We start from the raw sequence: 25,033 nt of genomic DNA on the forward strand, positions 1-25,033 counted from the left end.
GCCGGGCAGTTCGATCCGCAGCATCGGTGAGCAACTCGACTGGGTCGTTGGCAAGGCCAGTGGAATAAAGTTAGGAACTCTATCTGCATCAGACGAGACATTGTCCGTTGTACGTCGCCATTTATGAACTAGGTTCGCGTTGAGTCCATAGGTAGGTGCGATGTTTGCCAGGGAAGCGCCGGGCTGGTTACAGGCTTCGACAATCTAGGCTTAAAACGCCTGAGAATACACTCTCCGTTTCTTTGGTTCAGGTCTGGAGCTAAATATGAACATATCGATGTCTATTTAAAAACAGCTGAACACCATTGATTGTGGTAGGCTGGTAATTTCAGATGGTTTCACCACAGGACGCTTACGGTTAAAGCGACTCACGACTAATGTAACAGTGGGACTTGCTACCACTACAAACAGCGGAAGATTGGTCGCTACATTTTTTAGCATTGTCAGGCCAATCGATCACGAATTATGAACGCCCTTTTTCAGCAACAATTTCACTTGGGGTTCGACCATCCAGAGTTGGCACGGTATCAAGCTTCCGAATGAGTCCGTCCAGTTTCGCCAGATCGCCTTCCACTATTTCCCGCTCATCCGCAGTCAGCGGAACCGTTTCCAAATACCGTTTAATGGACGTTTTGCTTTCCAATGCCTGGGCCTTTGCGCTGGCTTTCGGCAAATTAAAATCACACCCAGCGCAGGCCATGCGATGTGGGCAACTGCTCCAAAAGGGATTCGAACAATACGAGTCGCCCAAGTCATAGAAGGTGTAGGGGTCATCTGAATGGCGCGCAATGATGTCGTGGTCGATCAGGACTGAAACCATATGCGCCATTTGATCGGCTTTAACAAAGGATGCCGCCAGCTTGGTAGGCCGAATTCGAATGTAGTGCAAGGTTGAGCTCGGCGAGCTATGCCCCGACCACTGCATCAGCTCGATCAGTGACATGCCTTGAGGTACACTGGCTAGTGCTGTTACCGCGGATGCACGCCCTCTGTGGCTGGTGATTCGCCCGCGACTGTCCTCCAGTGGCACACCCGCCTTGGCGCATAGCATTGGAATGATGGTGCTATTGATGGCACTTGACCCTATGCGCTTGCCCCGAAACTGGAACAAGTAGCTAACCTTATTCCCAGTTCGCTCATCAAGCAAGGCAGCTTGGTCGGCAGGCCTATCCTCCAGCCAGGCGTCAATGCGCTCCTTCACAACCATTCCTACAGGTTTGACAAACGCTTTGAATGTCTTGCTGGCAGGAATATCTAGATAGCAAAGGGTTCCTGCTGGGACGATAGTTCCATCCTCGTGCACCACTTCATGCGTTTGTGGATGGGCGCACCCTTTGTCCAATCGTATAATTTCATTATTACGCAGGCCAGCGTGCGTCCACAACACGGCAATGGCTTGTACCATCGATAGGGGGTAGTGAATTTCTGAAAGCAAATCCTTACGCTCAATATTTAGGCTCGCCCATATCAACTTGAGCCATGTCGAGTCATCAATAACGCGTGGGTTGATACCCGAGCTAAACGTCACGGATCGTGGCGTAGCCAAGTGATGTCGGGGACTGAACTTCAAACGTCCCCAGCCCCACAGCTCGAAGTCTGAAAAAAAACGCCGCAAGGCATGCAAAAAGTTACGTTTTGAGTTGGCAGCAATAGGCTGGCCAAGCCCTTTGAGCTGTGTTCCCTTCGCTGACTCCAAAGCCCACTCACCAACCGTCATCCGGTCAATAGCGGCAATAAACGCAGCGCAAGTGGACATGCTCCAATCGGTAGGCGCCGCAACTTCTGGTTGCTCACGCGCTAGCCAGCCACCAGTCCTTAAGATAAAACTGTAATTACTTTCACGTGTGCGAGGGCGTAAGGTGGAGGTGTCTCGCCATCGACGACACCACATCGTCCAAGTAGGGTCGATACCTTCGATGCTTTTTTCCCGCCAGCAGGTGTATCCCCGCATGCGCAGAGGTTTTGCCAAAACACCCATGGCAGCCAGTCCGTGAGACACTTTCCCAACCGATTTTGCGACACCTAGACTTCGATTTCTTTGGCCCTTCAGTAGCAGTTCTTCAGTGAAGGTCTCCAACCGCGGATCACCATTTTCCAACATCAGGGTGCCCAGCACGCACGAAAGAAATTGTTCAAGATTGCGCGCGGCGTAGCCTAGCGACCTCAACGCTTGACTCAAGCGTGCATGCTCATGTCTGAACACTTCATGGCCGAATATATGAGAAGCATATATCGCTGGTTGCCGGAATTTTTCGATACGCTGTGGGGTCTTAAACCCGCCAATGTGGTAGGCAACGGAAGCGAGGAACGGTCGTGATCCAGTTCGCTTACTGAGCAACGTCAACCACTGTGACTCAGACCAACACCAGTAAGATTGACCAGTTTTGCTGACATTCCAGAGAATGGCTGCCACGGAACAAATTGCTAATCGCTTGGAAACGCCGCTGTGGTCCACTATATCAACCAGGGGGGCCAGCAACTTAGGTATCTCTGATTGGAGGTAGCGCCAGTCTGAACGGTGAAAGTGATTCGAAAGTATGGTCAGCTCCCGATTCGATAGAATGCTCTGACGTTCGTACTGGCTCGTGTCGAATGGAACATAGGGGATTATGGAGGGCGTGCTCATTGCAATACCTCAGATCCAAAGAGTTCACAAAACACCCGAGCATCGAGACTGCCAATCGAATGAGCCATCTTTGCAGTTAGATCAGCGCCCGACAGGTGCAAGTAAACTAAGGTGGTCTTGGGATCTCGATGACCAGCATATGCGGTCAATTCATGGAGCTTCCAGCCAGCACGAGCCAGGTGGGTAAGCCGAAGGTGGCGAAAGGTGTGAGTGCTCAGGTGCAACAGTTTCGCTTCCTTGGCCCATCCTTCAACCGTTTTGCTCCACGTCCAGCGGGTCAGTGACGAGCCTCGATTACGATCTGATTCTGATCGAAACAACGAGCCATGCAACCAGCCTGCGTTCCGAAGAGCATACAGATGCGCTACTAATACCGGTGCAATTTCAGGGCTGTAACACACGACGCGGCTGCGTTTGCCTTTGGTCGTCTCCGCTCGCACCGAGACTAGCCGATGTGCAACGTCTAAATCCTCAATTCGTAAGGCCACCAACTCGGCACGACGAAGTGCCCCAAAATACGCCAACGACAGCATAAGTCGATCACGTATAGACGACCTGGCCGCGATACTGAGAAAGTGTCGCCACTGCTCATCGGTAGGGATGTTTGGCAACTTTATCAATCGTGGGAGCAAACCCCTGACAAACCCTCCATGTTCAGGCACTTGGCGAAGCCGGCCATGCTCTCCACGAGGTATAGGGTTGTGGTTGCAAAGGCCCTGAAATACCAGGTAATCGTACCATAACCGGATGGCAGTAAGTCGTTGGTGTACGGTTGAATTAGCCACTGCACTATTTGCACCAGGTAGCTGCTCACGAATGTATAGCGTGACTTTCTCGAATGTCGCAAACTCAGGTTTCAGGCCATTCTTTTCGCAATACAACAAGTAATGAGCAAGGGCGCGACTATAGGCGTCTAGGGTGGCTGTCGCACGCCCCAGATTAGCCAACAGCTCCAACCATGCATGAACACTGGGATAACGGCTTAACACTTGTTTGTGCAGTGGGGTGGTGGCAGCCATATGCGCCTCCTGAGTGTCAACGCATTCATATTAGTTCAAAAGCATTCCAACTAACTTAATAGAGGGGGTAATTGGAGCTGAACACTATTACCCCCAGTTCCTTCAGGGTGTGCCTCGTTTTGAAGTAAGGTGCTCCCATTTTGATCCCAAGCGCCTTGGCCTCCGCTGAGCGAGCGATGATGCAACCATCGTTATTGGACAGCACAACCACGGGCTGGTTTCGCAGTTTCGGGTTGAAGAGCTGCTCACAGCTGGCGTACATGGAGTTCACATCTATCAACGCGAAAACGGGCTTGGTCATTGCGCCTTGCTCAACATGGGCTTTACGACATAGCTCACCACACCGAACACCTCCAATTCTTGCCCCGGTTCGAGCTCTATGTCCGGATAGTCGTCACTCATTGCGATAAGCTTGAGACTGGGGTGTGTCTGGAGACTTTTGACCAGGAAGTCGCCATCCACCGCAGCGACGACAATGTGCCCATGGGCTGCTTCAATGGCGCGATCGACCACCAGGTAGTCCCCGGGGGCAATACCAGCCTCGACCATGGAATGCCCTTCGGCGCGGAGAACGTAGGTCGAGGCAGGCCGCCTGATAAGCAGCTCATTGAAATCGAGCTGACTGTCCAGGTGGTCCCGGGCCGGGCTCGGAAAGCCCGCCTGGACCGGGTCTGTGAAGTACGGCACGGAGTCTGCTACCAAGAGCGGTGCCAATGACTGTATAGTGGCTTTCATAATCTACTACTGGATAAATAAACAGTATTGTAGTGAATTACCGAGCTATGCCAAGTTGATTTTCATGAACCGCTGTTCGAGGTCCGAGCCTTTGCAACAATTCCCAGTACGCCTGAATCATGCGACCGAGAACACACAGAACACCTCATCAATCAACTACAAGCTCCACATCCATCAGTACCGGGCTACAGCATGTGGCCTAGATATACGCTATTACCAAAAACTGCCCGAAAATAAATCTAACACTGTTTAGTATTAGTCAGACTGCTACGGACCCCACATCGCAGGCTCCCTTTTATGGCAAGCTGGTCAATCTGGTCTGGTGGCAATAACTGCTGTACAGGTAAGAAGTGAGTGCTAACTTATATAGAATAGACACTATAGAGAGCTGACCATGTCGCAATGGACAACCAAAATACAAAAAACTGGAGACTTGCGAGTTATTACACTGCCTGCTGACCTGCTCCTAAAGACTCAGTGGGCTGTCGGTGAAGAACTGAACCTGACAGTAGAAGGAGTTAACTTGCATCTTAGTTCGAATAGATCACCCAGCCTCGCGGAGCTAATGGCTCAAGTCCCCGAGGGTGGACTACCCTCTATTGAAGAGCTGGAAGGCTTAGACTCCCCAATAAAACCTGTTGGTCGGGAAGTTTAGTTTTCTCAAGTTAATCAATTACACCCTGCACATCTTACTGGGAGTTGCAGGTTTGACAGGCTCAAGTAACGATCTGGGGCATCCCGTCTGTCTGGTAAGGAGTCGTCCGAGCCCGTGAGGACGAGATACACCGGGGCTGGCTGAACGGCAAGCTCGATAATCGACATTCCGAGCTTATCGATCAGTGCCTGAAGGTCCTTGCCTAGCTGCCGGAACTACGTGGCCGAAACTTGTCATTCTGGCGACCCTAAACCGATGAATGACTTGCGGTTACCCTGCTATAACTTAGCAACAAAAAGAAGGTATACCATCGACATATCCCATGGTCAGTCTTAGCATAGGACAAACCTTCGAGGTGATTGAGAATTGGGGCGAGCAAGCACTTTCAAAGGCAACAAAAGCCAGGCGGTCCGCCTGCACAAGCGCGTGGCCTACCCGGAGGAGGTAAAGCAGGTCGGTATCGTGTCTGAAGGTCTAACCTGAATAATAACACCTGCTGGTGAGCGAGTTGGCATTGCCACTTTCACCCAAGAGCTCCTTGCACGATTCGGATTTGAGTCGTACTTCGCCGTACACCTCCTACAGTCCTCAATTCTCACCTTCAAGCTCTTTTATGCATTTGACCATATAGGCGTCCTAACCGCCGACTTAGCGCGCCAGGGTGTCGGTAAAACGGGACTTTTTGATGAATCTATTTCCCCTATGGGGAATGCGAGATTCTACTATTGCGCTCCCTCAATTTCTGGGGCGATTGCCCTATGAGTGACCATCAATCATAGTCTATAGAAGTTAAATGCCTTTAGTGCACTTAACGTAATTCAGTGATTAGCGAGCCATTTGTCCGATTTGGAGTCAAATCCCTCAAAACCCTTTAAGGGTACATAAACCAGCTTTTTTGCTGGCTCTCTCAAACCGAAGAAAGTGGTATGCGCAAAGTACACCTTAGGTTTCTTTCACTAGCAAAATAGTCTACGCACGACATTGGAACGATGTTAGGCTAGGCTTGTCGAACTCTACACAATGCTCATGTACTGGGAGTTTCCCTTCCTTAGATTGTCATTATCTTTGTAGGCTAGGCCCTCGCTTTCCCGGGGCAATGTGTCTGTATATAATGACGTCATATAATCTCATACATCATTTCATGAAGGGAGCTATATTCAATTGAAGATTTCTAATTCTGGGTCCGTACCAGCGTACGAGAAGATCGCTCGCCATATAAGAGCCAGCATATACGACGGTATATACTCTTATGGCGCCGCTTTGCCTTCGGAAGCCAAGTTGTGTCTAGAATACGATGTCAGCCGAATCACGGTCAGGCGAGCCATCAACGAGTTGGTGGCTGACGGCTACCTGGAGAAAGTGCATGGCAAGGGAACCTTTGTCCGGCACAAACGTTTTGAACAGGAGCTGGTTAACCTAAATGGTTTTACCGAGGCCTTCAGCAAGAAGGGCATAAAGGTTAGCCATCACATTATTGAGGAGAAAATTGTTACACCGGATGCGCCCACCAAGAAACTCCTGCAACTTGAGCCGGGAGTCCAGGTATTGAAGCTGACACGGCTACACTATCTCGATGACGACCCATTCAATCTCGACACATCCTATTTCTCGGCGGCTCTGTTTCCGGGGCTGTTCGATTGGTTAAAAGAAGATGATTCGCTCTACAAAGTTATCCGGGAACGCTACGGCTTTATACCCCTGCATGCTGACAGGACAATTACCATTACGACACCCAGTGAAGAACAATGTGGCCTACTTGAGTGCGAAATGACCGAGCCTTTGTTCAAGATGGAAAAGATCGTCCTTGATGAAGACAAGCCGCTGCATCGATCCATACTGCTCACACCCGCCAGCCGGGTCTCCCTGAAGTTAAGCATGTAGCCCCTGACTACCAGGCTCTGAATCCGATTTACCGGTCAACCTATTTGATTTGCATAACCATAGGCGCCAAACCGCATACACGTCTCGGCAGCAGCGGCGGCACCCGCCTGCATGCAATCCGACAGGCTCTCCCCTGCTGCCATTGACACCAGGAACCCCGAAATATAGGAGTCACCGGCACCCAGGGTGTCGACAGCGCGAACGGGAGTGATGTCCTGGCTATGGATCCCGAGATCGCCCACGTATATCGCGCCTTGCTCCCCCCGTGTTATCAGCACATGGCGAGGGCCCATCGAGTGCACATGCTCACCGAACGCCACTGCTTCATGATGGTTTAAATCAGAACAAGAGAAAAACGCGTACTTAACATAGGGGCAAACCGCGTTCAGTATCTCTTCTTTTCGGTTGACGGAGAAATCGTATGATACATCCGCATATTGAACTAACAAAGGAAGGTCGTCGTTGATATAGCTGTATATGCTGGTATGAACCAGGTCAAAGCCGGCAATGAATTCCAGATCGCTGGGGTGAAAATTCAATTTTAACCGGGACTGCACGCCACCCTTGTTGGACTCTCCGAACACCCGGTCTCCATCGTCATTCAATGTAACATACGCCTTGCCGTTTTCACCAATCGCCGTTCTGACATAATCGATATTTACACCTTCTTCGGTGAGCGACGCCTTGACGTGATCACCGGCTGAATCATTTCCGAAAATCCCGATATAGGCAGTCTTCGATAAGCCATAGCGCCGGGTTAGCACCGCAACATTGACAGCGTTGCCACCGGGATAAAACTCACCACGATCCATATAGTTATCGACCACATTGTCACCAATGGCCACAAGAGAGTAATTAAGGTTCATATTAGTACCAATTTTAATCATTCAACAATCAATCAACCTTTAACAGACCCGGAAACCATGCCCCTGATAAAGCTTCTTTGTAAAAACATAAACGCAACTATCAATGGTGTTGCCGAAATAACCAAACCAGCCAACAGTACGCCCCAATTCGTTTGCAGCGCGTCTCTAAAGGCCATCAATCCAGAAGGAATGGTTTTCAGGCTATCGGAGTCGATAAAGATGATCGCGAATAGGAACTCGTTCCAAGTATAGTAAGCGGTCAGTACCCCGGCGGTAATCAGAATAGTTTTGCTCAGCGGCAGATAGATCTTGTGGAAAATCTGCATTGAGTTGTAACCATCAATATAGGCCGCTTCGTCCAGATCCTTTGGAATGGTCAAAAAGTAGGCGCGAATCAGCAGGATAGTGATGGGCAGTCGATAGGCCACGTAGGGCACGATCAACGCCAGGTAGGTATCGTGAAAACGAGTGACCTGCATCAACTCGTAGAGTGGTACCACACTAACTTCGGGAGATACCAGGAGTCCGCCGATCAGGAATAGTAGTAATGCATTCGCGCCCTTGCCCCGGTACTTCAGCAGCCCGTAGGCACATAGAGCAGAGACATAGATCGTTATCAGGACCGAACTGGTGGATACAATAAAGCTGTTCAGAAAGTAGCTGGATACCCCACCATTCCAGGCTTCGACGTAGTTGCCGAACTCCCATGTGGTAGGCAATGACCAGCTAGAGGTATAGATTTCCTGAGTCGATTTAAGTGAGTTAATAATCGTCCAGAACAACGGGTATATGACCACGATTGCATATAACACCAGGAAAAACGAAGTAGCCGTATAGCCCGCCCTTGACAGCAAGCCGTTCAGACTGAAACGACCGTCGTCGACATGCGAGTCAGGGCGTGGCACGTTCTTGTCCGATTTTATGGTATCGAGCTGGAAATTCATTATGACCGCTCTCCCGTCTTGGATATTTTAAGCTGAACCGCGAGAACGGCCATTGTCAGGAAGAATACGACAACGGCGATACTGGAGGCGTAGCCCATGCGGTCCTGATTGAACGCATTCTCATAAAGATAGGTAGCCAATACGGAACTGGAATAGCCGGGACCACCGCCGGTCAGGATATAAGGTTCGCCGAACACCGTGAATGACTGGGCAACGGTGACAATCAATACAACCAGAATTATTTCCTTCGATTGGGGCACCGTTATATGAAAAAACTGTTGAACTTTGGAGGCGCCCTCCAGGGACGATGCTTCATACAGGTCCTTGGGGATCGTTTGCAGGGATACGATAAACAGCAGCGCCGTATAACCCATGCTCTGCCACTGCGATATCGCTATCACTGCGTATATGGCAGTGTCCGAACTGCCCAACCATGGCTGACGCCAACTGTCCAGGCCGACGGCAGCCAGTGACTGGTTGATCAGGCCGTTTACCGGGTCATAAAAGAACTGGAAGATAAAGGCAACGATCGTGACAGACAGAAGGACAGGGACAAAGTAGAGAACCCGGAGAAAGGGCGATACCTTCCTGAAAAACCGGTCCTCAAGGATTGCAGCGATGATGAAACTCAGAATCACCTGAAAGAAAACTGATATTAGAATGTATTTTACATTATTGAGCAGCGAGATTAGCGCCGCCTCATCATGCAACAATTCCTTGAAGTTGGACCAGCCAACAAACACCTTCCCCGGCGATATTGCCGAAAACTCATAGAAACTGTAAATAAAGTTGAGCAACAGTGGGTAATATACAAAGACCGTGGTGATCAATGCAGCAGGAACCACGTAGATAAGAGAACCATATTTTCTGGCAATATTCATGATGTGCTTCTCCGGCTTCAATGTACCTGGCTGGCCAAAGAAGGCCAGTCAGGTTCTACTGCATTATCTTGAAGCAACTTCCCGAACTTCGGCGGCTGCCTCCTGAACATCGGCCATGACTTCAGACGGAGTCATTTGGCCATCAAGCATCAACTGGACACCATTCATATAGGTGTTGACGATGCGAATGTCCAGAGCGTTGTCTAGCCACAGATGCATGCCGTCCGCTTCCGCGATCTGTTCCGCGGCTGCGACCTGATTTTCACTCGCGGTCTCTGGCGTTACGGCTCCAACTGCAGGACTGATGAAACCGGTAACGGCGGTAGACTGGCGCGCGGTTTCACCGGAAGTCAGGAACTTGACGAGCTTATATGCCGCTTCCGGATGCTCAGACTTCTCGGCAATCATGTAGCCTTCAGGTGCACCCTGCATGGTGTTCTGGTTGCCTTTTCCGTCTTCAAACGGCGGGAAATTTGTCGAATCCCATGCAAAGTCCGCGTCCTCTTCGAGATAGCGTATCTCACCGTATTCCAGGAAGTTCATCGCTGCCCGCCCGGCGATAAACATACTGCGTTCGGTAGAGTGATCCGTCGCGTTGGGGAAGTCGTTGGCACACTGGGTGACCATGTGCTCCAATTCTTCAAGCGCCCGGACATAGCCCGGGTCTGTGAAACGGCCCGACTCGCGCTGGTAATCCGTTTCGATCACAGATGGGCTAACCAGTCGCTCGTTGAACGTGCCAACCCAGTGGCTGATCGCCCAATGTTCCTTAGAACTGAATACAACCGGGATGTAGCCGTTTTCCCGGAAGGTATCACAGGAAGCCAGAATGTCCTGATAAGTATCCGGAAGATCCAGCCCTACATCGTTAAAGGCATCCAAATTATAGAACAGCGCCTTTCCGTTCATCTGCCAAGGCAGTCCATACACCTCGCCTTCGTATTCAAATGGATCGACCTGGGACAGGAGGATGTTGTCCTCCAACCATTGTTGATCTTCCTCCAGAAACCCTTCCAGGCTCCGCACAGTTCCGTTTCTTACCAGATTATTTCCAAATTCACCACTCCATGAGAAAAACACATCGGGCGCATTGGAGCTGCCCAATATGACCCGAAGCTTGTCTTTGTAGGAGTCATTCAACACTTGGTCAATGTTGACTGTAATGCCGGGATTCTGACGTTCAAATTCAGCAACCCGGTCAGCGATAAACGACCGGATTGGCTCGTTAGGCCATCTATGGAACAGGTCCAGCTCGATGTCTTCGGCACTGGCGATACCCGTGACTAAAGTTGTGGCAGCTAGAATAATATTAATTGACGTTTTTTTGTTAGACATCCTGCTATCCTCTCATTGATTTGTATTTTTAGTATCTCATGCCGGGCTGTGCCCGGCAGTCCGAGATTCTTAGTAGTCCATCTTCCACATGTATCGACGAACGGTGAGCGGGTGGCCCTTGTCCTCAGCCAGACGATTGGCATAGGCCCGCAACAGATACCCGAAAATGATTTGGGTTACGTACTCGTGGGAAACTTCGGGTAGGCTGGAAAGATCGAACTCCTTGGCGTCTAAAACGATGTTCCGATCACTGAACTTCCTGCTGAACGCCAACGCCCGCTCCTCTTGCGGCCGGGTGGCATCCAGGCCCAGCAGGGTAATAATGGGTGTATCGAAGTCTGTAATTTCAAACGGCCCATGGAAGTATTCACCTGCATGGATAGCGTTAGAGTGAATCCACTGCATTTCCATCAGGATGCAAATCGCGAAGGAGTAAGCCGGACCGTAGTTCGAGCCGCTGGCCATGGTATAAATGACGGATTCACGCTTGTATTGCTGGCCAAAATCCCGAATCCTGTCGGCGTGGGACGCCACCACGGAATCAACGACTGAAGTAATCTTGCTGACCCCCGTCGCCACTTGCTGGTATTTTTCATTGCCTTCCTTCTCGGCCAGAAGCCGAAACAGCAACTTCAGGAAGACACAGGCGGCCGCTTTGTCGTTGGCCTGGCTGGGTGACAGTTCATACTCGATGCAATAGTCGACCGCCTGGCCCATGGGTGAAGAGGGATCGGTGGTCAGACCTACGGTAAGAGCGCCATGCTTACGCGCAAATTCCGCAGCTTCAACGGTCTCCGGGGTGGTTCCACCCATGGAGGAGACAACCACCAGGCTGTCCGAGCCAAGCCGGGCCGGGGCACGCTGTACGAATTCCGCAGAGTTGTATACTTCCGAAGACAGAGTCTTGGATTCCCGATCAATCAGGTATTTATTGGGCATCATAAGGGCCAGGGACCCGCCACAAGCCACAAAATAGATGTCCTTCAACCCATTTACCTTCATGACGGCGCTAATAGCACTCTCGATTTGCTGGTCAATGTCAGATGTCTTCATGGTGACTCCAAGAAAGGACGTATTATAACGTCATATTAATTATCAAAATTTTTTTGCTTCGAAGCTAGGTGCAGACTAAGCAACAAAATATGACGTGTCAATACGTCTTGATGGTTTTATTCTGTAACCAGTAAGCGAGTCTTACTGTATTCGAGGGCTGTCATACAACTAAAAAAATCGGAAAAAGTTACATAACTCACTGTTTTAAAAAAGAAACTCCAATTTCATGGGTTTGATGAAGCGAGTATGGAGCCTTCACTGTGAAGAGGCCGTCACTACCGTAAGAAGCACCCTTTGGCAAACCAATGAGGGGGGCTGGAGATTTCCCTCCAAAAAATGACATAAATGACATATACGCTGTCGGTGACCACCAATCGTGGCCTGTAGAGGTTCAACACTTTCTAATACGCTTTTCTGAATTCAGTGTCTGCGACCCAAAATCAATAACTTAGCGAGACATTTGTCGGACTTGGACTCAACCATGCCATTATCGCACTGCGACCTCGTGTGAGAGCCGGCCATTGCTAACTTTGAAACTTACCCGCTGTGGATGGTTGATTGATACGAGGTATTCAATGGGCTCGCCGTGGCTATCATATATCACCCCACGATAAACCAACCCAAACGTACCATGCCCAATCCCCAGCAAGTCAGCCTCATCATCCGTCACTGCCATCATGCGGATTGATCCATCGTCTGCATCGACATGAATATCATAGCGGTTCGCCATCAACTGGTAGAGTGACCCCCCTTCTACCAAGTCACCTGCCACCAAACCAGGGACCCGACTAGCGGGTATGTGGCTGGTTTCCAAGCAAAAAGCCAGGCCATTAGCCGTTCTCAACCGGCGAATTACCAGTAAAGGACTGCCTTGATCGATATGTAGCATTGCAGCAGTTTGTTTGCTCGCAACAGATTGCTCGAAATAAAGCAACTTGCTACCTGGTTGGGCACCATTCAACTCAGTGATTTTGCTGATCCCGTGAGTAATAGGCTGGGTCAGAGGGCGCTCAATGGTCGGTCCGGTTACAAAGGTGCCTGCATAAGGCCGCCTCTCCAGCCGACCTTCTTCTATCAGCACGTCTATCGCTTTGCGAAGTGTCATCCTGCTAACACCCAAATTCTCCGCTAGTGACCGTTCGGCAGGTAGCTGGGAGCCCTGATCAAAATCTGGCTGCTCTAAAAGATCAAGTAGCGCTTCATATGCCTTCTTATGAGGACGGTGACTAATAGTTGACGATGACATGGCTGGTTCCTAACCGAAGAAATGGTCTAAATTCAATAGCGCCATGGAAAAGCGCACAACATTCACTATTCCATCTAAAGTCGCCTATTTTCCAATATATTCACTATTTATCTGGCTTTCAATGCTCACGTTTCTAAAAAGCTTACCCGCAAATAACTAGACCATCATAACAATTTCACTGTCTATGGTCTATTTTTATTTGATGCGTGGTTTTTTTTGGTATAACTTCGTTCGCATCAATAACAGTGACTCATAGTTTAAGAGGGCAGCATGTCAACGTACTTCCACCGAGAGCAATTCACCGGATCCTTGGCAGAATCCATTACGCAACTGGTACCAGCAGCAAAGCACGGTCGTCACCTGGCACATCAGGTAGACCGCATCTACTTCATCAGTTGTGGTGCACCCAACCGGATAATGCTCGGGCTGCAGTACTGGGTGGAACATCTCAGCAACAGCCTGGAAGTCCGTCGTTACTTTCCAGCCGAGTTCATGCAGATGGCCCCTCCGCGTTTGGATGAAAGAACACTGGTAGTCATGGCATCCAAGTCCGGTACCACTAGCGAAACCGTTGAATTAGCCGAATACCTTCTAGGCAAGCCCTGCCTCACCGTCGCAGTAACCCAAACTGAAGATTTGCCACTGGCTAGAGCTGTCTCCGACACATTCTTACTGGGGCCTACCGAAGAAGCCTATTTTGGCTGCTTCATGGTGCTCCAGGCCCTGATCGGAGGCTTGTTAGCCGAGCGCGAAAAATGGCCTCATGAATCAGAACTTCTTAGCTCTCTTGAACATCTACCAGAAGCCTTGGCGGATGCCGCCATTGAACAGGATGAGCGTGCCCGAAACATTGCGCATGCCATCAAGAATGACAAAGTCATCTATCACCTGGCGTCAGGGCCCATGTTTACAGCAGCGTATGTTCTTGGTGTTTGCATTCTAGCCGAGAGCCAATGGCTGCATAGCATCCCGCTGGAAGCGGCTGAGTTTTTCCATGGTCCATTCGAGTCATTCGATGACGCCACCGCCGCCATATTGTATTTGGGAGAAGACCCTAGCCGACCTCAGATGGAACGGGTGGAGCGTTTTTGCAAGCGCTTTGTCGGCCGAGCAGAAGTATATGACGCCAGAACATTTCCAATGAAAGGCATTTCCTCTTCAGTCAGAGCCATACTCGCCCCTTACATTGTGGGCTTCGCGGCGGAACGCATCGCGGTGCATCTGGCAGAACTCAACGAACAACCACTAACAACACGTCGTTACATGTGGAAACTGGAGTACTGAGATGGTTAGCGTATTAGGCCTGGGCGATAACACTATCGATGTTTACCTTGATGAAGCTCTGGGCTTTCCAGGTGGCAATGCCGTCAATGTCTCTGTTTTCTGCAGTCGACTGGGAGCCCGTTCAGCCTATTTAGGTGCCGTTGGTGATGACATCCACGGGGAGCGTCTACTTGCCAGCCTAGCTCGAGAATCCGTTGATGTATCGCGATGCCAGACCGTGAAAGGAAATAATGCATGGGCTTGTGTCGAAAACAATCATGGTGACAGGCGCTTCTTGGGCAGCGACGCCGGTGTTTGCAAGCGATTGGAGCTTTCTCCCGCTATTCAAACATATATATCGCAGTTCGACGCTGTCCATACCAGTACTTATAGCGGGCTAGACCAGCGCCTTCCAGAGCTACACGGAGCTTGCAAGAAGCTGAGTTATGACATTTCAGATGACTGGACTGACAGGCAATTACGTGCCGTTTGCCCTTATGTCGACATCCTATTCATCTCGGCAAGCGATCAATCAGAACTCGAGTGTCAGCTGCTTGCACAGAGATGCCTTGATCTGGGCGCCCACCAGGTTGTAATGACACGAGCCGGGCAAGGCTCAATGGCCTTTACGACCGAAATTAGCGCCAAACAGCCTGCAGTAGAAACCACAGTTGTAGACACAATGGCTGCAGGCGATGGTTTCATCGCCGCTTATCTAACGGCAAGCTTGGCCGGTAAGACACTCGACCAGTGCTTGTCCGAAGGGGCCGTATACGCAGCTCAGGTTTGTCGCGAAGAAGGGGGTTTCGGGCACCGCTTTTCAATATCGCCAGAATTTCATGAAAGACTCACCAAAGAATTCAGAGGCGAAAAATCCATCTGAAAATTTCAACCGAGGAGAATGACAATGCTTGCAAACAAAACAATCAAAATGATGACTCTCGCAGGTTCACTACTACTGTCTTCATATGCTATTGGGGAAACACTGCGGTTTGGAGTAGACGCAAACTACCCCCCTTTTGAATATAAGAATCCTGATGGCAGCCTGGGTGGCTTCGACATCGATTTGGGAGAGGCCATCTGCGACGAGCTTGACGTGGAGTGCGTCTGGGTAGAAAACAGCTTCGACGGCATGATTCCAGCCTTAAAAGTACAGAAATTCGATGCCATTTTGTCTGCTCTTTCAATTACCGAGCAACGCAAGCAGGAAATCGCATTCAGCAGCATGCTATACAACACCCCCGGATTTCTGGTTGCTGAAAAAGGCTCTTCATTGACGGACAACCCTGAGGATCTGGCCGGGAATGAGGTAGGGGTGATCCAGGGGTCAGTATTTGAAACCTACGCCAAGGAGTATTGGCAGCCTGAAGGCGTGCGGATTACTTCTTATGAAGACTCAGAACAGGCATACACCGACCTGGTTTTCGGTCGGCTAGACGCCGTATTGGATGATGGCGTTGTGCTGCAGCAGGCCTTTCTTGACAAACCCCAGGGAGCCGGATTTGAGTTCGTAGGGGATCGTGTTTATGACGAGGAGATCTTTGGGCCAGGTACCGGTATTGGCTTACGCAAGGAAAACACCGAACTAAGAGAACGCATCAACACTGCGATTTCCGCAATTCGTGAAGACGGAACCTATGATGAATTGGCATCGAAATATTTTGATTTCGACGTTTATAGCTTCGACTAACACTAGTGGTATCAGTATATTCCGGGAGAACTAGCTAATGTTGTACGGCTACGGCACAGTCATACTACAGGGCACGTTGACGACCATAAACCTGGCGGTTTTATCGGTCACAATCGCCATTGGAATCGGACTTGGTGTAGCCTGCTGCAAGCTATTTGCTCCCGGTTGGGCAAGGATGCTCGCCTCCCTATATACCACACTCATCCGTGGTGTCCCTGATCTGGTTCTGATGCTACTCATTTTCTATGGCATTCAAAGTCTATTTAACGAAGTCACGGGATTACTACAAACTGAGATCGTTAACATTGATCCCTTTTCCGCAGGGGTGCTAACGCTTGGTTTTATATACGGGGCCTACTTCGCCGAAACTTTCCGTGGTGCCTTTATGATGGTACCCAAGGGACAACTCGAATCTGGTTTGGCATTCGGTTTCAGCCCATGGCAAGTATTTCGGCTAATTCTCTTTCCCCAAATGATGCGCCATGCTCTACCTGGGATCGGCAACAACTGGCAAATCACGCTTAAGGCAACAGCTTTGGTTTCGATCATAGGTTTGGCTGATCTGGTACACGCCACCCAGGCTGCCGGTAAGGCGACCTATCAGTTTTTGACCTTTTCACTGTTAGCTGCGGCTATTTACCTCATGTTAACGACGATATCAAACCTATTGCTCCGGTATCTTGAGCGTCGCTACTCTATTGGCATAAAGCAGTATTCGATATGATTGATATAATTAAAGAGTATGGTCAGGCATTCTTGTGGACTGATGGGTATCAGTTTACTGGTATCGCAGTTACCTTGTTTCTACTGGTCATAACACTGGTCTTCGGGTTCATTCTATCCATCCCCCTGGCTGTAGGCCGATTATCTAAAAATCGTTTTATTGCGCTTCCAATCTGGTTATTCTCGTATGTCTTCCGGGGCACGCCATTCTTCGTCCAATTGTTGGTTATCTACACCGGCATATACACCCTGGGGTTTGTCCGGGAAAGTGATTTTCTTGACTGGTTTTTTAGCAGCGGCTACCGGTGTGCACTACTGGCGCTGGTACTCAATACTACCGCCTACACCATCGAAATTTTCGCCGGTGCTATTCGCTCTCTACCCCACGGCGAAATCGAAGCTGCCAAAGCCTATGGGTTTTCTGGCTACAAGCTGTATCGGTGTATCGTATTGCCCGCTGCACTACGACAAGCCTTGCCGGCCTACAGCAACGAGGTCATCCTGGTCCTACACGCTACCTCCCTCGTTTTTACGGTTACGGTACCTGATATATTAAAAGTAGCACGTGATGCAAACTCAGCTACTTATCAGTCCTTTGCTGCTTTTGGTACTGCCGCGCTAATATACCTCGCTTTGTCTTTCATACTGGTAGCACTCTTCAATCGCGCGGAGAAGCGCTGGCTGGCTCATTTAAGGCCCATGGAAACAAGTACCAAGACAAACCCTGATAGGTTAGCTAGCATATGACTGAGATATTGAGAGTAACTGGCCTGAGCAAATCATTTGGCCAGCATCAGGTTCTTCGAAATGTGTCTTTGTCCGCAAAGAAGTCCGATATTATCTGCCTAATTGGTTCTTCTGGTTCTGGTAAAAGCACATTCCTTCGATGCTTGAATTTCCTGGAGAGACCAAACAAAGGTTGCATGTTCCTGAACGATCAGTCTATTGAATTGGTGCGTGGTGACAATGATGAGCTTACTGTTCGCAACAATGGTCAGCTGCGCTGGTTACGTAGCAGACTTTCAATGGTCTTTCAGAACTTTAACCTTTGGCCTCATATGACAGTTTTAGAAAATGTTGTGTTAGCTCAACAGCATGTGCTGCGACGGACAGAAAAGGTTGCTGTTAACGTAGCCCAGTCATGTCTGAAGCGCGCCGGCTTCGATGATACTTTTCATAATTACTACCCGGCTCATCTTTCAGGCGGTCAACAGCAGAGGGTCGCGATTGCTAGAGCGCTAGCAATGGAACCTGATATTCTACTCTTTGACGAACCCACATCAGCGTTGGATCCTGAATTAGTTGGCGACGTTTTGAACACGATGAAGAAACTCGCCGAGGAAGGCACGACTATGATCCTGGTCACGCATGAAATGGATTTTGCGCGGCATGTAGCAGACCACGTTCTCTTTCTACACCAAGGAGAAATTGAAGAATACGGGTCTCCAGATAAGATATTCAACAACCCCACGAGTGAACATTTGAAGCGTTTTCTGGATAAGGTATCATAATAGTGAATTTATCGAATCCCATTAAAGCTATCCAAAATTAACGGGAAGTCTCTTTGGCCTTTTATATTCCCTTTTTATTTAAAACCATGTCTTAGAACCTGCATCAAGAGACTAGGTTTGATTAATTCTCGACTTGAAAGAGTCTGAATGCAGAGAAAAAGTTCCAGATAGCAACTCATATGTAATCGGTCTGTTTAAGTACCCCCTTAGCACTGCCCACCGCTTGCCTGGGTACTTCTCCTTTCGCGTGCCGACAAGGACCTCTGACACCAGCTCGTGTTCCACAAAGTGATCTATCTGCTCGTTATTACTACCCGACCGGTAGGTAAATAGCTCTTTTCCGCACACTCCAGGGGTTTCATCAATCTGCACCAACAGTCTCAGCTGCGCAAATGAGTTGATCCCGTTATTCCTTAGTAACGTCAACCATCGTAAAAGATGGCCTCTGTCATCAATATCAGGTGCCTCTCGGGCCATTAAGCGATTCAGATGGAAGCGCCCTTTCGCAGCCAATGCATAGCCGGCCGGGGCGCCAGAGAGTCGTTTTGAGCTTCTCTGGAACTCGCTGAGTTGATTTTTAATCAGCCCGTTCACGGCCACTAATCCCAGTTGAGCACGGCGATAGCCAGACCCTGTACTGTAGAGCTCATTAACCGTAAGTGGTCCTTCCGCGTCATACAGCCTGAATAGAGCCTGCAATACACCCAGGGCCGCCAGGTAATGCATGTCCAGATAGTCTCGATTGGGAAAGCCGATCATTCACAAAAAAGCATAGCCAATTGTTGGTAAGAAGTGCATCCTCAATCAGTCAAGAGCTGCGAAAAATCGTGGTCCGCGTGGATACAGGCCTAAGCAAGACCAATAGCTCTGAGTTAATCGCTGCTGCAAAGCACGATTAGCACGGCCTGCTTCATCCCTCGTCTCTTGTCCGGTCTCATATAATATGAAAACCACGGTCCCAAGCGTGGGACCTTTAACACGGACGTGTCTCTCACCCATTCATTGATTGCATGGAGCGCTTGGCACAACTGTCAAACGCATCGACAAGTCGATCGCCGCTACATCCTTGGTTAATGTCCCCATAGAAATGAAATCAACACCGGTTTGTGCAATGTCAACCAGTGACTCGTCGTTCACCCCTCCGGACGCCTCTATTTTTATCTGTCCTGCTGCAAGCGCCACCGCATTTCTGGTTTCATCCAGAGAGAAGTTATCCAGCATGACAATGTCTGCACCGGCGTTAAGAGCCTCTTGAAACTCCACCAGGGTTTCCGCTTCGACTTCAACAATAGTCGTTGGGTTCATTGTGCGTGCCAGGGCTACTGCCTGTTGAATTCCACCACTGGCAGCAATGTGATTCTCCTTTATCAGGTAGGCGTCATAGAGTCCCATCCTGTGACTTTTTGCGCCACCGCATGTCACGGCGTATTTCTGAGCAAGACGCAAGCCCGGCAGCGTTTTTCGAGTGTCGAGTAACGTCACACCGGTACTGGAAACTCTTTCAACAAAATGGGCAGCCCGCGTCGCCGTAGCAGACAGCAGTTGCAAAAAATTCAAGACCACACGCTCTGCCGACAGCAAGGACCGGGCGTTACCCTGAAGCGTCAGTAGTGTCTCATTGGGCTCCACCCTGTCCCCGTCTTCTACATGCCAGTTGACCGTAACCGAGGGGTCCAGCTGAGCAAACACCTCCTCGACCCAGGCCGTACCACAAACAACCGCTGACTCACGCGTAATAACGGTAGCCGTTGCAGTGCTTTGCTCCGGGATCAGTGCTGCGTTGATATCACCATTGGCTATATCTTCGGCCAGCGCATCTGAAACATTGGTTTTAATGGCAGCGACAAGCGCTGCCGGTTCAATCGAATACATAAATCCTCACACTAAACATGAATATCTGACGACGTCAGACAACGATGAGCTACCACAGCAAACTCCTGCACATAGCGCCCCGGTGCCGATTCAGACTTGCAATGATCGCCTATTTTAGTAACACTGCCAACATTCTTAGATATATAAGTTTATTTGGAGGTTGCATCCCATGGCCCATCCGCTCCTTGATCTACCGGTTACCCTCTCAGCCAGGACGACGATTGCCAGCGGCATTGTTCAGTTTGAGTTTACCGCCCAAAACGATGTCGTATTGCCGGTAGCCGAAGCGGGTGCGCACATCCGGATACAAGTACCTAATGGCGAAGAGCGGCAATACTCCCTGTGTCAGGGACCTGACACAACGGACCGTTATATCATCGTTGTTAAATATGAAGCGGATGGCAAAGGCGGCTCTCGCAGCCTCATCGATGACAGTCAGGTAGGAGATCCTTTTATGATTTCTGCACCGATCAACGACTTTCCGCTGACCGGCAACCCTAGCCGCTATGTTTTTATTGCCGGGGGTATTGGCATCACTCCACTATACTCGATGATTCAAACACTGATCCAGACCAGTACCAAGCCCTGGAAACTCTATTATCTAAGTCGCCATGCCGAGGAAACCGCCTTTTTGGATGAGCTTGGCAGTTCCGAATTCCGTGGAAAGGTTACCCTTCACCACAGCGAGGGAAAAGCAGATAACCGTTTTGACCTGTGGCCGGTCCTTGAGCAGCCCAAAGGAGCCTATCTGTACTGTTGTGGCCCGCGTGCGTTGATGGAGGAAGTCCGCGACATGTCCGGGCACTGGTCGCCCAGCAGTGTCCATTTCGAAGATTTTGGCGCCAGCGACGCCGCTCACCAACCCGATGATCAGCCTTTCGAGGTGCAGATTAAGGGGCAGGAAGACGTCATCACCGTCGGTACCGACCAAACACTGCTCGAGGCCTTGGCCAAGTACGGGCTAGACGTGCCCTCGTCCTGCGAAAGCGGTACCTGCGGTACCTGCCGCTGTGACTTGCTAAAAGGCGAAGGCGATCACCGTGATCTGGTATTGAGCGAACAGGAGCAGGAACGCTACATCATGCCCTGCGTTTCCCGGGCTCTCAGCCCGCGCCTGGTCATCGGCTTACCAGAATGACGGCGGTTGAACCACTGCGCGTTGGCATTGCGGGCCTCGGACGGGGCTTCATGTTGCTGTTACCGACTCTGGCAGCCCACCCTAACATCCGTCTGGTCGCCGCGACCGACCCCAGAGACGATGCTCGGGCCCGATTTGAAGCCGACTTTCAGGGTCGGACCTACACGTCCTTTGAGGCCCTGTGCAAGTCCCCGGAGGTTGAGGCCATTTATATCGCTTCGCCTCATGCACTGCATCGGGAACAAGTCGAATGCGCTGCTCGCTGGGGCAAGCATGTCCTGGTGGAAAAACCCATGGCGCTGTCACTGACCGACTGCCAGGCGATGATCGATGCCATGCACGATGCCAAGCGATGGTTACTGGTAGGGCACAGCCACAGTTTCGACACACCTTATTTGCGCACGGCAGAATTGATACGCTCAGGCGAATTCGGGGCCGTGCGCATGATTCAGGCCATGAACTTTACGGACTTTCTGTACCGGCCGCGTCGCCCGGAGGAATTGGACACCACTCAGGGCGGTGGTGTCGTATACAGCCAGGCGGCTCACCAGGTGGACATCGTACGATTGCTGGGTGGCGGTGAAGTCACCCGGGTAATGGCACAAACCGGGCGCTGGGACCCTCAGCGGCCTACCGAAGGTGCTTACAGCGCTCTACTGACGTTCTCTAATGGCGCTTTTGCCTCCCTGACCTACAGTGGTTATGCACATTATGACAGCGACGCCCTGCTCGACTGGCATGGAGAACTGGGTCAGCAACGTACTACGGGGGACTATGGCAAAGCCCGCAAAGCGCTGGCTATGATTGAATCACCCGAAGCCGAAGCAGTACTAAAAAATCAACGCGCTTACGGCAACACCCTGGGCTTGTCTGACACCTCCTTGCAAGGCATTGGTCACAATCATTTTGGCTTTGTGCTCGCCTGCTGTGATTCAGCAGACCTGAAACCCGGACCGAAAGGCGTTGAAGTCTATGGTCACACCGCGCACCGTACTTTACCCTTAGCCCAACCCGATATTCCGAGGCGAGAAGTGCTCGACGAATGGGTGGCCGCAGTGCGCGACAACCAAGCACCCATCCACTCCGGAGCCTGGGGGCTGGCCACCATGGAAGTATGCTTCGCGCTGCTCGAATCGGCGAGAACCGGTCAGGCAGTCGATCTGTTTCACCAGTGCCCCGTCGCCCCTCAGAAGGGGTAATTCACCTGTAAGGAAGTACGAGATGGCAATTAACAGTAGCCGGGAAACGCAGAGTGTTTTGCAACATTGGCATCGCGACGTACCCAATGACCGCATGGCTCACATGGTGCGGGATGCCAGTCGCTTGCTGGCAAAAAGCTTGCAAAGTCGCCTTGCTAACCATGGTGTAAGCTTTGGACACTGGTCATTCTTGCGAATTCTATGGGTGACCGAGGGGCTCACGCAGCGCGAACTCAGTGAAGAAGCCGGTGTGATGGAGCCGACTACGTTTACCGCACTTAAAGCGATGGAAGCCAATCAGTTGATTGAGAGGCGTCACCTCAATGGCAATCGGCGCAAGCTGCACATTTTTCTCACCGACAAAGGGCGGGCACTGAAAGACGTACTGACACCGCTAGCCGAAGACGTTAACCGGGTCGCTCTGGCAGGAGTGTCCGAGGCCGACCGCACGACCACACGCAATACGTTGCTAGCAATGATCGACAACCTCGCCATCGACAATGCAGCCGACAGTGAGGTCAACGGCCATGAGTAACCTCGGATGTTATACCGAACTAAGCGGTTGCCGGCCTGGTGTCAGCACACCGCAACCTTAACCCTTGCGTATCGGGACTGGCGGGCCTTTCCCTACTGGACTCCGGACGACTACAGCCAAGAGGCACAAAACAATGAAAAACCACTCAGCTACTGTGCTGGAACTGCTCGATGACCTGGTTGATGCCAACCTGATTCTATTCAACGAGGGGGTGGTCGACGCCTTCGGTCATGTCAGTGTGCGCCACCCGGATAACCCTGAACATTATTTTCTCGCTCGCAACATGGCACCCGGACTGGTTAAACGCGAAGACATCATTGAATTTGATCTCGACGGTGAAGTCGTCGATGGTGATACCCGGAAAGTCTACCTGGAGCGCTATATTCACGGTGAAATATACCGAGCCCGGCCGGATGTCATGGCCGTTGTACACAGTCATTCGCCTTCTGTCGTGCCATTCAGCGCGGTAAAGTCCAACCCATTGCGCCCTCTATGCCACATGAGTGGTTTTATCGGACGCGAAGCGCCCATCTTTGAGATTCGTGATGTCGCCGGCGATTCCACCGATTTGCTGATCACCAACCCCAAACTCGGTGCTGCCCTGTCTTCAACACTGGCCGACAACACCGTCGTGCTAATGCGTGGGCATGGTTCAACCGTGGTCGCACCCACGCTGAAACAAGCTGTGTTCCGAGCCATTTATGTGGAAGTCAACGCCCGGCTTCAGGCGGAAGCAAGCCGCCTCGGCCCGATCGAATTTCTCAGTGAAGGGGAAATGGAAACCACGCAGAAAACCATTGAAGGCCAGGTCGAACGGCCCTGGCAGTTGTGGAGAATGCGAGCTCGTCATGCCCAGCAGCAATGGCTTGACAGCGGCCTGTAACGGCTAAACTCGACACCTCTCTGACTCAGCACCTCCCGCTAGTAAAGTGCTGACTGGTTGCAGCAATTAACGTTGATATCAAAATGCCGTCATCAGGCTAACGCCAATGACGGTGACCAGCGTACCGGTTAACACGGTTCGGCTGAACAGTTCTCCCTCCCGCGACAGCACCCAGGTTGCCAGCATTACAAACAGAGGAGTCGTCGCGGCTAAAGGCGCAACAACGATCAATGCGCCCCGCTGCAACGCCAGATAGAAAAACACGGGCCCCAAACTCGACAACACACCGGCGGCCGCCAAATACCCCAGTTCGAACGTACTGCAGCGAATGCGCTGCCACTGCCAGCGCAGTGTTACAAACAGTGTCACCACAACCCAGGAAGCCGAGGTTGTCACTGCACTGGCGGTGACCGCATCGGTACCAAGATCGATACCCACTTTGCGAAACACCACCGAGATACCGTATGCCAGAGATGCAGCAACCGGAAACCAGAGATAGCGTCGCTGTTGGCCCTCCAACACTGACGAAAGCGCAGTCGCCGAAGCACCCTGAGAGCCAACCGCAAGAGACCCTATCAAAACCAGGACACCGCCCACGAGCTTGGTGAATGTGACCGGCTCACTAAGAATCACCACCGCGATCAGAACCGTCACCAAAGGGTGTGTCAGAGTGATTGGGGTCGTTATGTTAGCGCCTAACCTGGCCATTCCAATAAACTGAAAGAGTCGACCCAGTAGGGGAGCAAACAACCCCGCCAATGCAAAATAGCGCCAGCCCCACCAATCTGTAAAATCAACCGGTTGAACCGTTAGGCTCCAGAACCACAAAATAACCACATTGAACGACAGAGTGATCCACAGTGTGGCGACCGTAGTAACCGTGCGTCGTCCCAGCTTGACCAGGATAAAGGTGCCAGCAAACATCATTGCCGATAACAAAGACCAGAACACGGCCATCAGACTGCCCGCCATTACGTC

The 25,033-nt window shown here is 50.8% G+C and carries 24 protein-coding genes; 11 read left to right on the forward strand and 13 right to left on the reverse strand.

The features are described 5' to 3' along the window. Positions 1–463 precede the first annotated feature (463 nt). The 4 genes from EP166_RS11870 to umuD are packed head-to-tail and all read right to left on the reverse strand — an operon-like array spanning position 464 to position 4,380. Complete coding sequence (locus tag EP166_RS11870) at positions 464–2,626, reverse strand: tyrosine-type recombinase/integrase (RefSeq protein ID WP_164743917.1); 2,163 nt, start codon at positions 2,624–2,626, stop codon at positions 464–466. Then, positions 2,623–3,645 (reverse strand): tyrosine-type recombinase/integrase, encoded by a 1,023-nt coding sequence (locus tag EP166_RS11875; protein WP_127557199.1) that lies wholly within the window; start codon positions 3,643–3,645, stop codon positions 2,623–2,625. Before EP166_RS11875 ends, EP166_RS11870 begins: the two co-directional genes overlap by 4 nt. Positions 3,646–3,700: 55 nt before the next feature. Continuing rightward, positions 3,701–3,946: a Y-family DNA polymerase gene (locus EP166_RS11880; protein WP_127557201.1), complete on the reverse strand. Its 246-nt coding sequence runs from the start codon at positions 3,944–3,946 to the stop codon at positions 3,701–3,703. Continuing rightward, the gene (gene umuD, locus EP166_RS11885) at positions 3,943–4,380 is read right to left on the reverse strand and encodes a translesion error-prone DNA polymerase V autoproteolytic subunit (protein ID WP_127557203.1); all 438 of its coding nucleotides are present in this window, start codon (positions 4,378–4,380) and stop codon (positions 3,943–3,945) included. Before umuD ends, EP166_RS11880 begins: the two co-directional genes overlap by 4 nt. Before the next feature lie 1,816 nt (positions 4,381–6,196). Here umuD and EP166_RS11890 point away from each other — a divergent pair. Continuing rightward, a complete protein-coding gene (locus tag EP166_RS11890; protein ID WP_127557205.1) occupies positions 6,197–6,916 on the forward strand; it encodes a GntR family transcriptional regulator in 720 nt (239 codons plus the stop codon). 35 nt (positions 6,917–6,951) lie between these two features. Here the strand turns inward: EP166_RS11890 and EP166_RS11895 are convergent, their stop codons facing one another. From EP166_RS11895 to EP166_RS11920, 6 genes are all read right to left on the reverse strand, one after another. Further along, positions 6,952–7,803 carry a PfkB family carbohydrate kinase gene (locus tag EP166_RS11895; RefSeq protein ID WP_246026281.1) on the reverse strand — a complete coding sequence of 284 codons (852 nt, stop codon included), beginning with the start codon at positions 7,801–7,803 and terminating at the stop codon, positions 6,952–6,954. 11 nt (positions 7,804–7,814) lie between these two features. Next, on the reverse strand, positions 7,815–8,726 hold the full coding sequence (locus EP166_RS11900; protein WP_127557207.1) for a carbohydrate ABC transporter permease: 912 nt from the start codon (positions 8,724–8,726) through the stop codon (positions 7,815–7,817). Beyond that, positions 8,726–9,607: a carbohydrate ABC transporter permease gene (locus EP166_RS11905; protein WP_127557209.1), complete on the reverse strand. Its 882-nt coding sequence runs from the start codon at positions 9,605–9,607 to the stop codon at positions 8,726–8,728. The genes EP166_RS11900 and EP166_RS11905 overlap by 1 nt, the downstream gene beginning before the upstream one ends. 63 nt (positions 9,608–9,670) lie before the next feature. Further along, positions 9,671–10,942, reverse strand: a complete 1,272-nt coding sequence (locus tag EP166_RS11910) for an ABC transporter substrate-binding protein (protein WP_127557211.1) — start codon at positions 10,940–10,942, stop codon at positions 9,671–9,673. Positions 10,943–11,011: 69 nt separating this feature from the next. Further along, positions 11,012–11,995 (reverse strand): SIS domain-containing protein, encoded by a 984-nt coding sequence (locus EP166_RS11915; RefSeq protein WP_127557213.1) that lies wholly within the window; start codon positions 11,993–11,995, stop codon positions 11,012–11,014. A 487-nt stretch (positions 11,996–12,482) separates the two neighbouring features. Then, positions 12,483–13,241 (reverse strand): GntR family transcriptional regulator, encoded by a 759-nt coding sequence (locus EP166_RS11920; protein WP_127557215.1) that lies wholly within the window; start codon positions 13,239–13,241, stop codon positions 12,483–12,485. Between the two features lie 270 nt (positions 13,242–13,511). Here EP166_RS11920 and EP166_RS11925 point away from each other — a divergent pair, with 270 nt between their 5' ends. The 6 genes from EP166_RS11925 to EP166_RS11950 are packed head-to-tail and all read left to right on the forward strand — an operon-like array spanning position 13,512 to position 18,428. Then, a complete protein-coding gene (locus tag EP166_RS11925) occupies positions 13,512–14,525 on the forward strand; it encodes an SIS domain-containing protein (RefSeq protein WP_127557217.1) in 1,014 nt (337 codons plus the stop codon). A gap of 1 nt (position 14,526) precedes the next feature. Next, complete coding sequence (locus tag EP166_RS11930) at positions 14,527–15,387, forward strand: PfkB family carbohydrate kinase (protein ID WP_127557219.1); 861 nt, start codon at positions 14,527–14,529, stop codon at positions 15,385–15,387. 24 nt (positions 15,388–15,411) lie between these two features. After that, a complete protein-coding gene (locus tag EP166_RS11935) occupies positions 15,412–16,194 on the forward strand; it encodes an ABC transporter substrate-binding protein (protein ID WP_127557221.1) in 783 nt (260 codons plus the stop codon). A 37-nt stretch (positions 16,195–16,231) separates the two neighbouring features. Next, a complete protein-coding gene (locus tag EP166_RS11940) occupies positions 16,232–16,918 on the forward strand; it encodes an ABC transporter permease (RefSeq protein WP_127557223.1) in 687 nt (228 codons plus the stop codon). Continuing rightward, complete coding sequence (locus tag EP166_RS11945) at positions 16,915–17,664, forward strand: ABC transporter permease (RefSeq protein WP_127557225.1); 750 nt, start codon at positions 16,915–16,917, stop codon at positions 17,662–17,664. Before EP166_RS11940 ends, EP166_RS11945 begins: the two co-directional genes overlap by 4 nt. After that, positions 17,661–18,428 (forward strand): ATP-binding cassette domain-containing protein, encoded by a 768-nt coding sequence (locus EP166_RS11950; RefSeq protein ID WP_127557227.1) that lies wholly within the window; start codon positions 17,661–17,663, stop codon positions 18,426–18,428. The genes EP166_RS11945 and EP166_RS11950 overlap by 4 nt, the downstream gene beginning before the upstream one ends. Before the next feature lie 111 nt (positions 18,429–18,539). Here EP166_RS11950 and EP166_RS11955 read toward each other — a convergent pair whose 3' ends face one another. After that, positions 18,540–19,187 (reverse strand): hypothetical protein, encoded by a 648-nt coding sequence (locus EP166_RS11955; protein WP_127557229.1) that lies wholly within the window; start codon positions 19,185–19,187, stop codon positions 18,540–18,542. A gap of 240 nt (positions 19,188–19,427) precedes the next feature. Beyond that, positions 19,428–20,300, reverse strand: a complete 873-nt coding sequence (gene nadC / locus EP166_RS11960) for a carboxylating nicotinate-nucleotide diphosphorylase (protein ID WP_127557231.1) — start codon at positions 20,298–20,300, stop codon at positions 19,428–19,430. Positions 20,301–20,469: 169 nt separating this feature from the next. On the opposite strand from nadC, the gene EP166_RS11965 reads away from it, so the two are divergent. The 4 genes from EP166_RS11965 to EP166_RS11980 all read left to right on the forward strand — a co-directional run bounded on the left by EP166_RS11965 (position 20,470) and on the right by EP166_RS11980 (position 24,055). Then, on the forward strand, positions 20,470–21,438 hold the full coding sequence (locus tag EP166_RS11965; protein WP_127557233.1) for a PDR/VanB family oxidoreductase: 969 nt from the start codon (positions 20,470–20,472) through the stop codon (positions 21,436–21,438). Continuing rightward, complete coding sequence (locus EP166_RS11970; protein WP_127557235.1) at positions 21,435–22,637, forward strand: Gfo/Idh/MocA family oxidoreductase; 1,203 nt, start codon at positions 21,435–21,437, stop codon at positions 22,635–22,637. Before EP166_RS11965 ends, EP166_RS11970 begins: the two co-directional genes overlap by 4 nt. 22 nt (positions 22,638–22,659) lie before the next feature. Continuing rightward, positions 22,660–23,172, forward strand: coding sequence for a MarR family winged helix-turn-helix transcriptional regulator (locus tag EP166_RS11975; protein WP_127557237.1), 513 nt, complete (start codon positions 22,660–22,662; stop codon positions 23,170–23,172). A 133-nt stretch (positions 23,173–23,305) separates the two neighbouring features. Then, positions 23,306–24,055: a class II aldolase/adducin family protein gene (locus EP166_RS11980; protein ID WP_127557239.1), complete on the forward strand. Its 750-nt coding sequence runs from the start codon at positions 23,306–23,308 to the stop codon at positions 24,053–24,055. 78 nt (positions 24,056–24,133) lie between these two features. Here EP166_RS11980 and EP166_RS11985 read toward each other — a convergent pair whose 3' ends face one another. Further along, on the reverse strand, positions 24,134–25,027 hold the full coding sequence (locus tag EP166_RS11985; RefSeq protein WP_127557241.1) for a DMT family transporter: 894 nt from the start codon (positions 25,025–25,027) through the stop codon (positions 24,134–24,136). Positions 25,028–25,033 lie beyond the last annotated feature (6 nt).

Origin of the sequence: Saccharospirillum alexandrii (genome assembly GCF_004000275.1) — a bacterium.
Classification (GTDB): Bacteria; Pseudomonadota; Gammaproteobacteria; order Pseudomonadales; family Natronospirillaceae; genus Saccharospirillum; species Saccharospirillum alexandrii.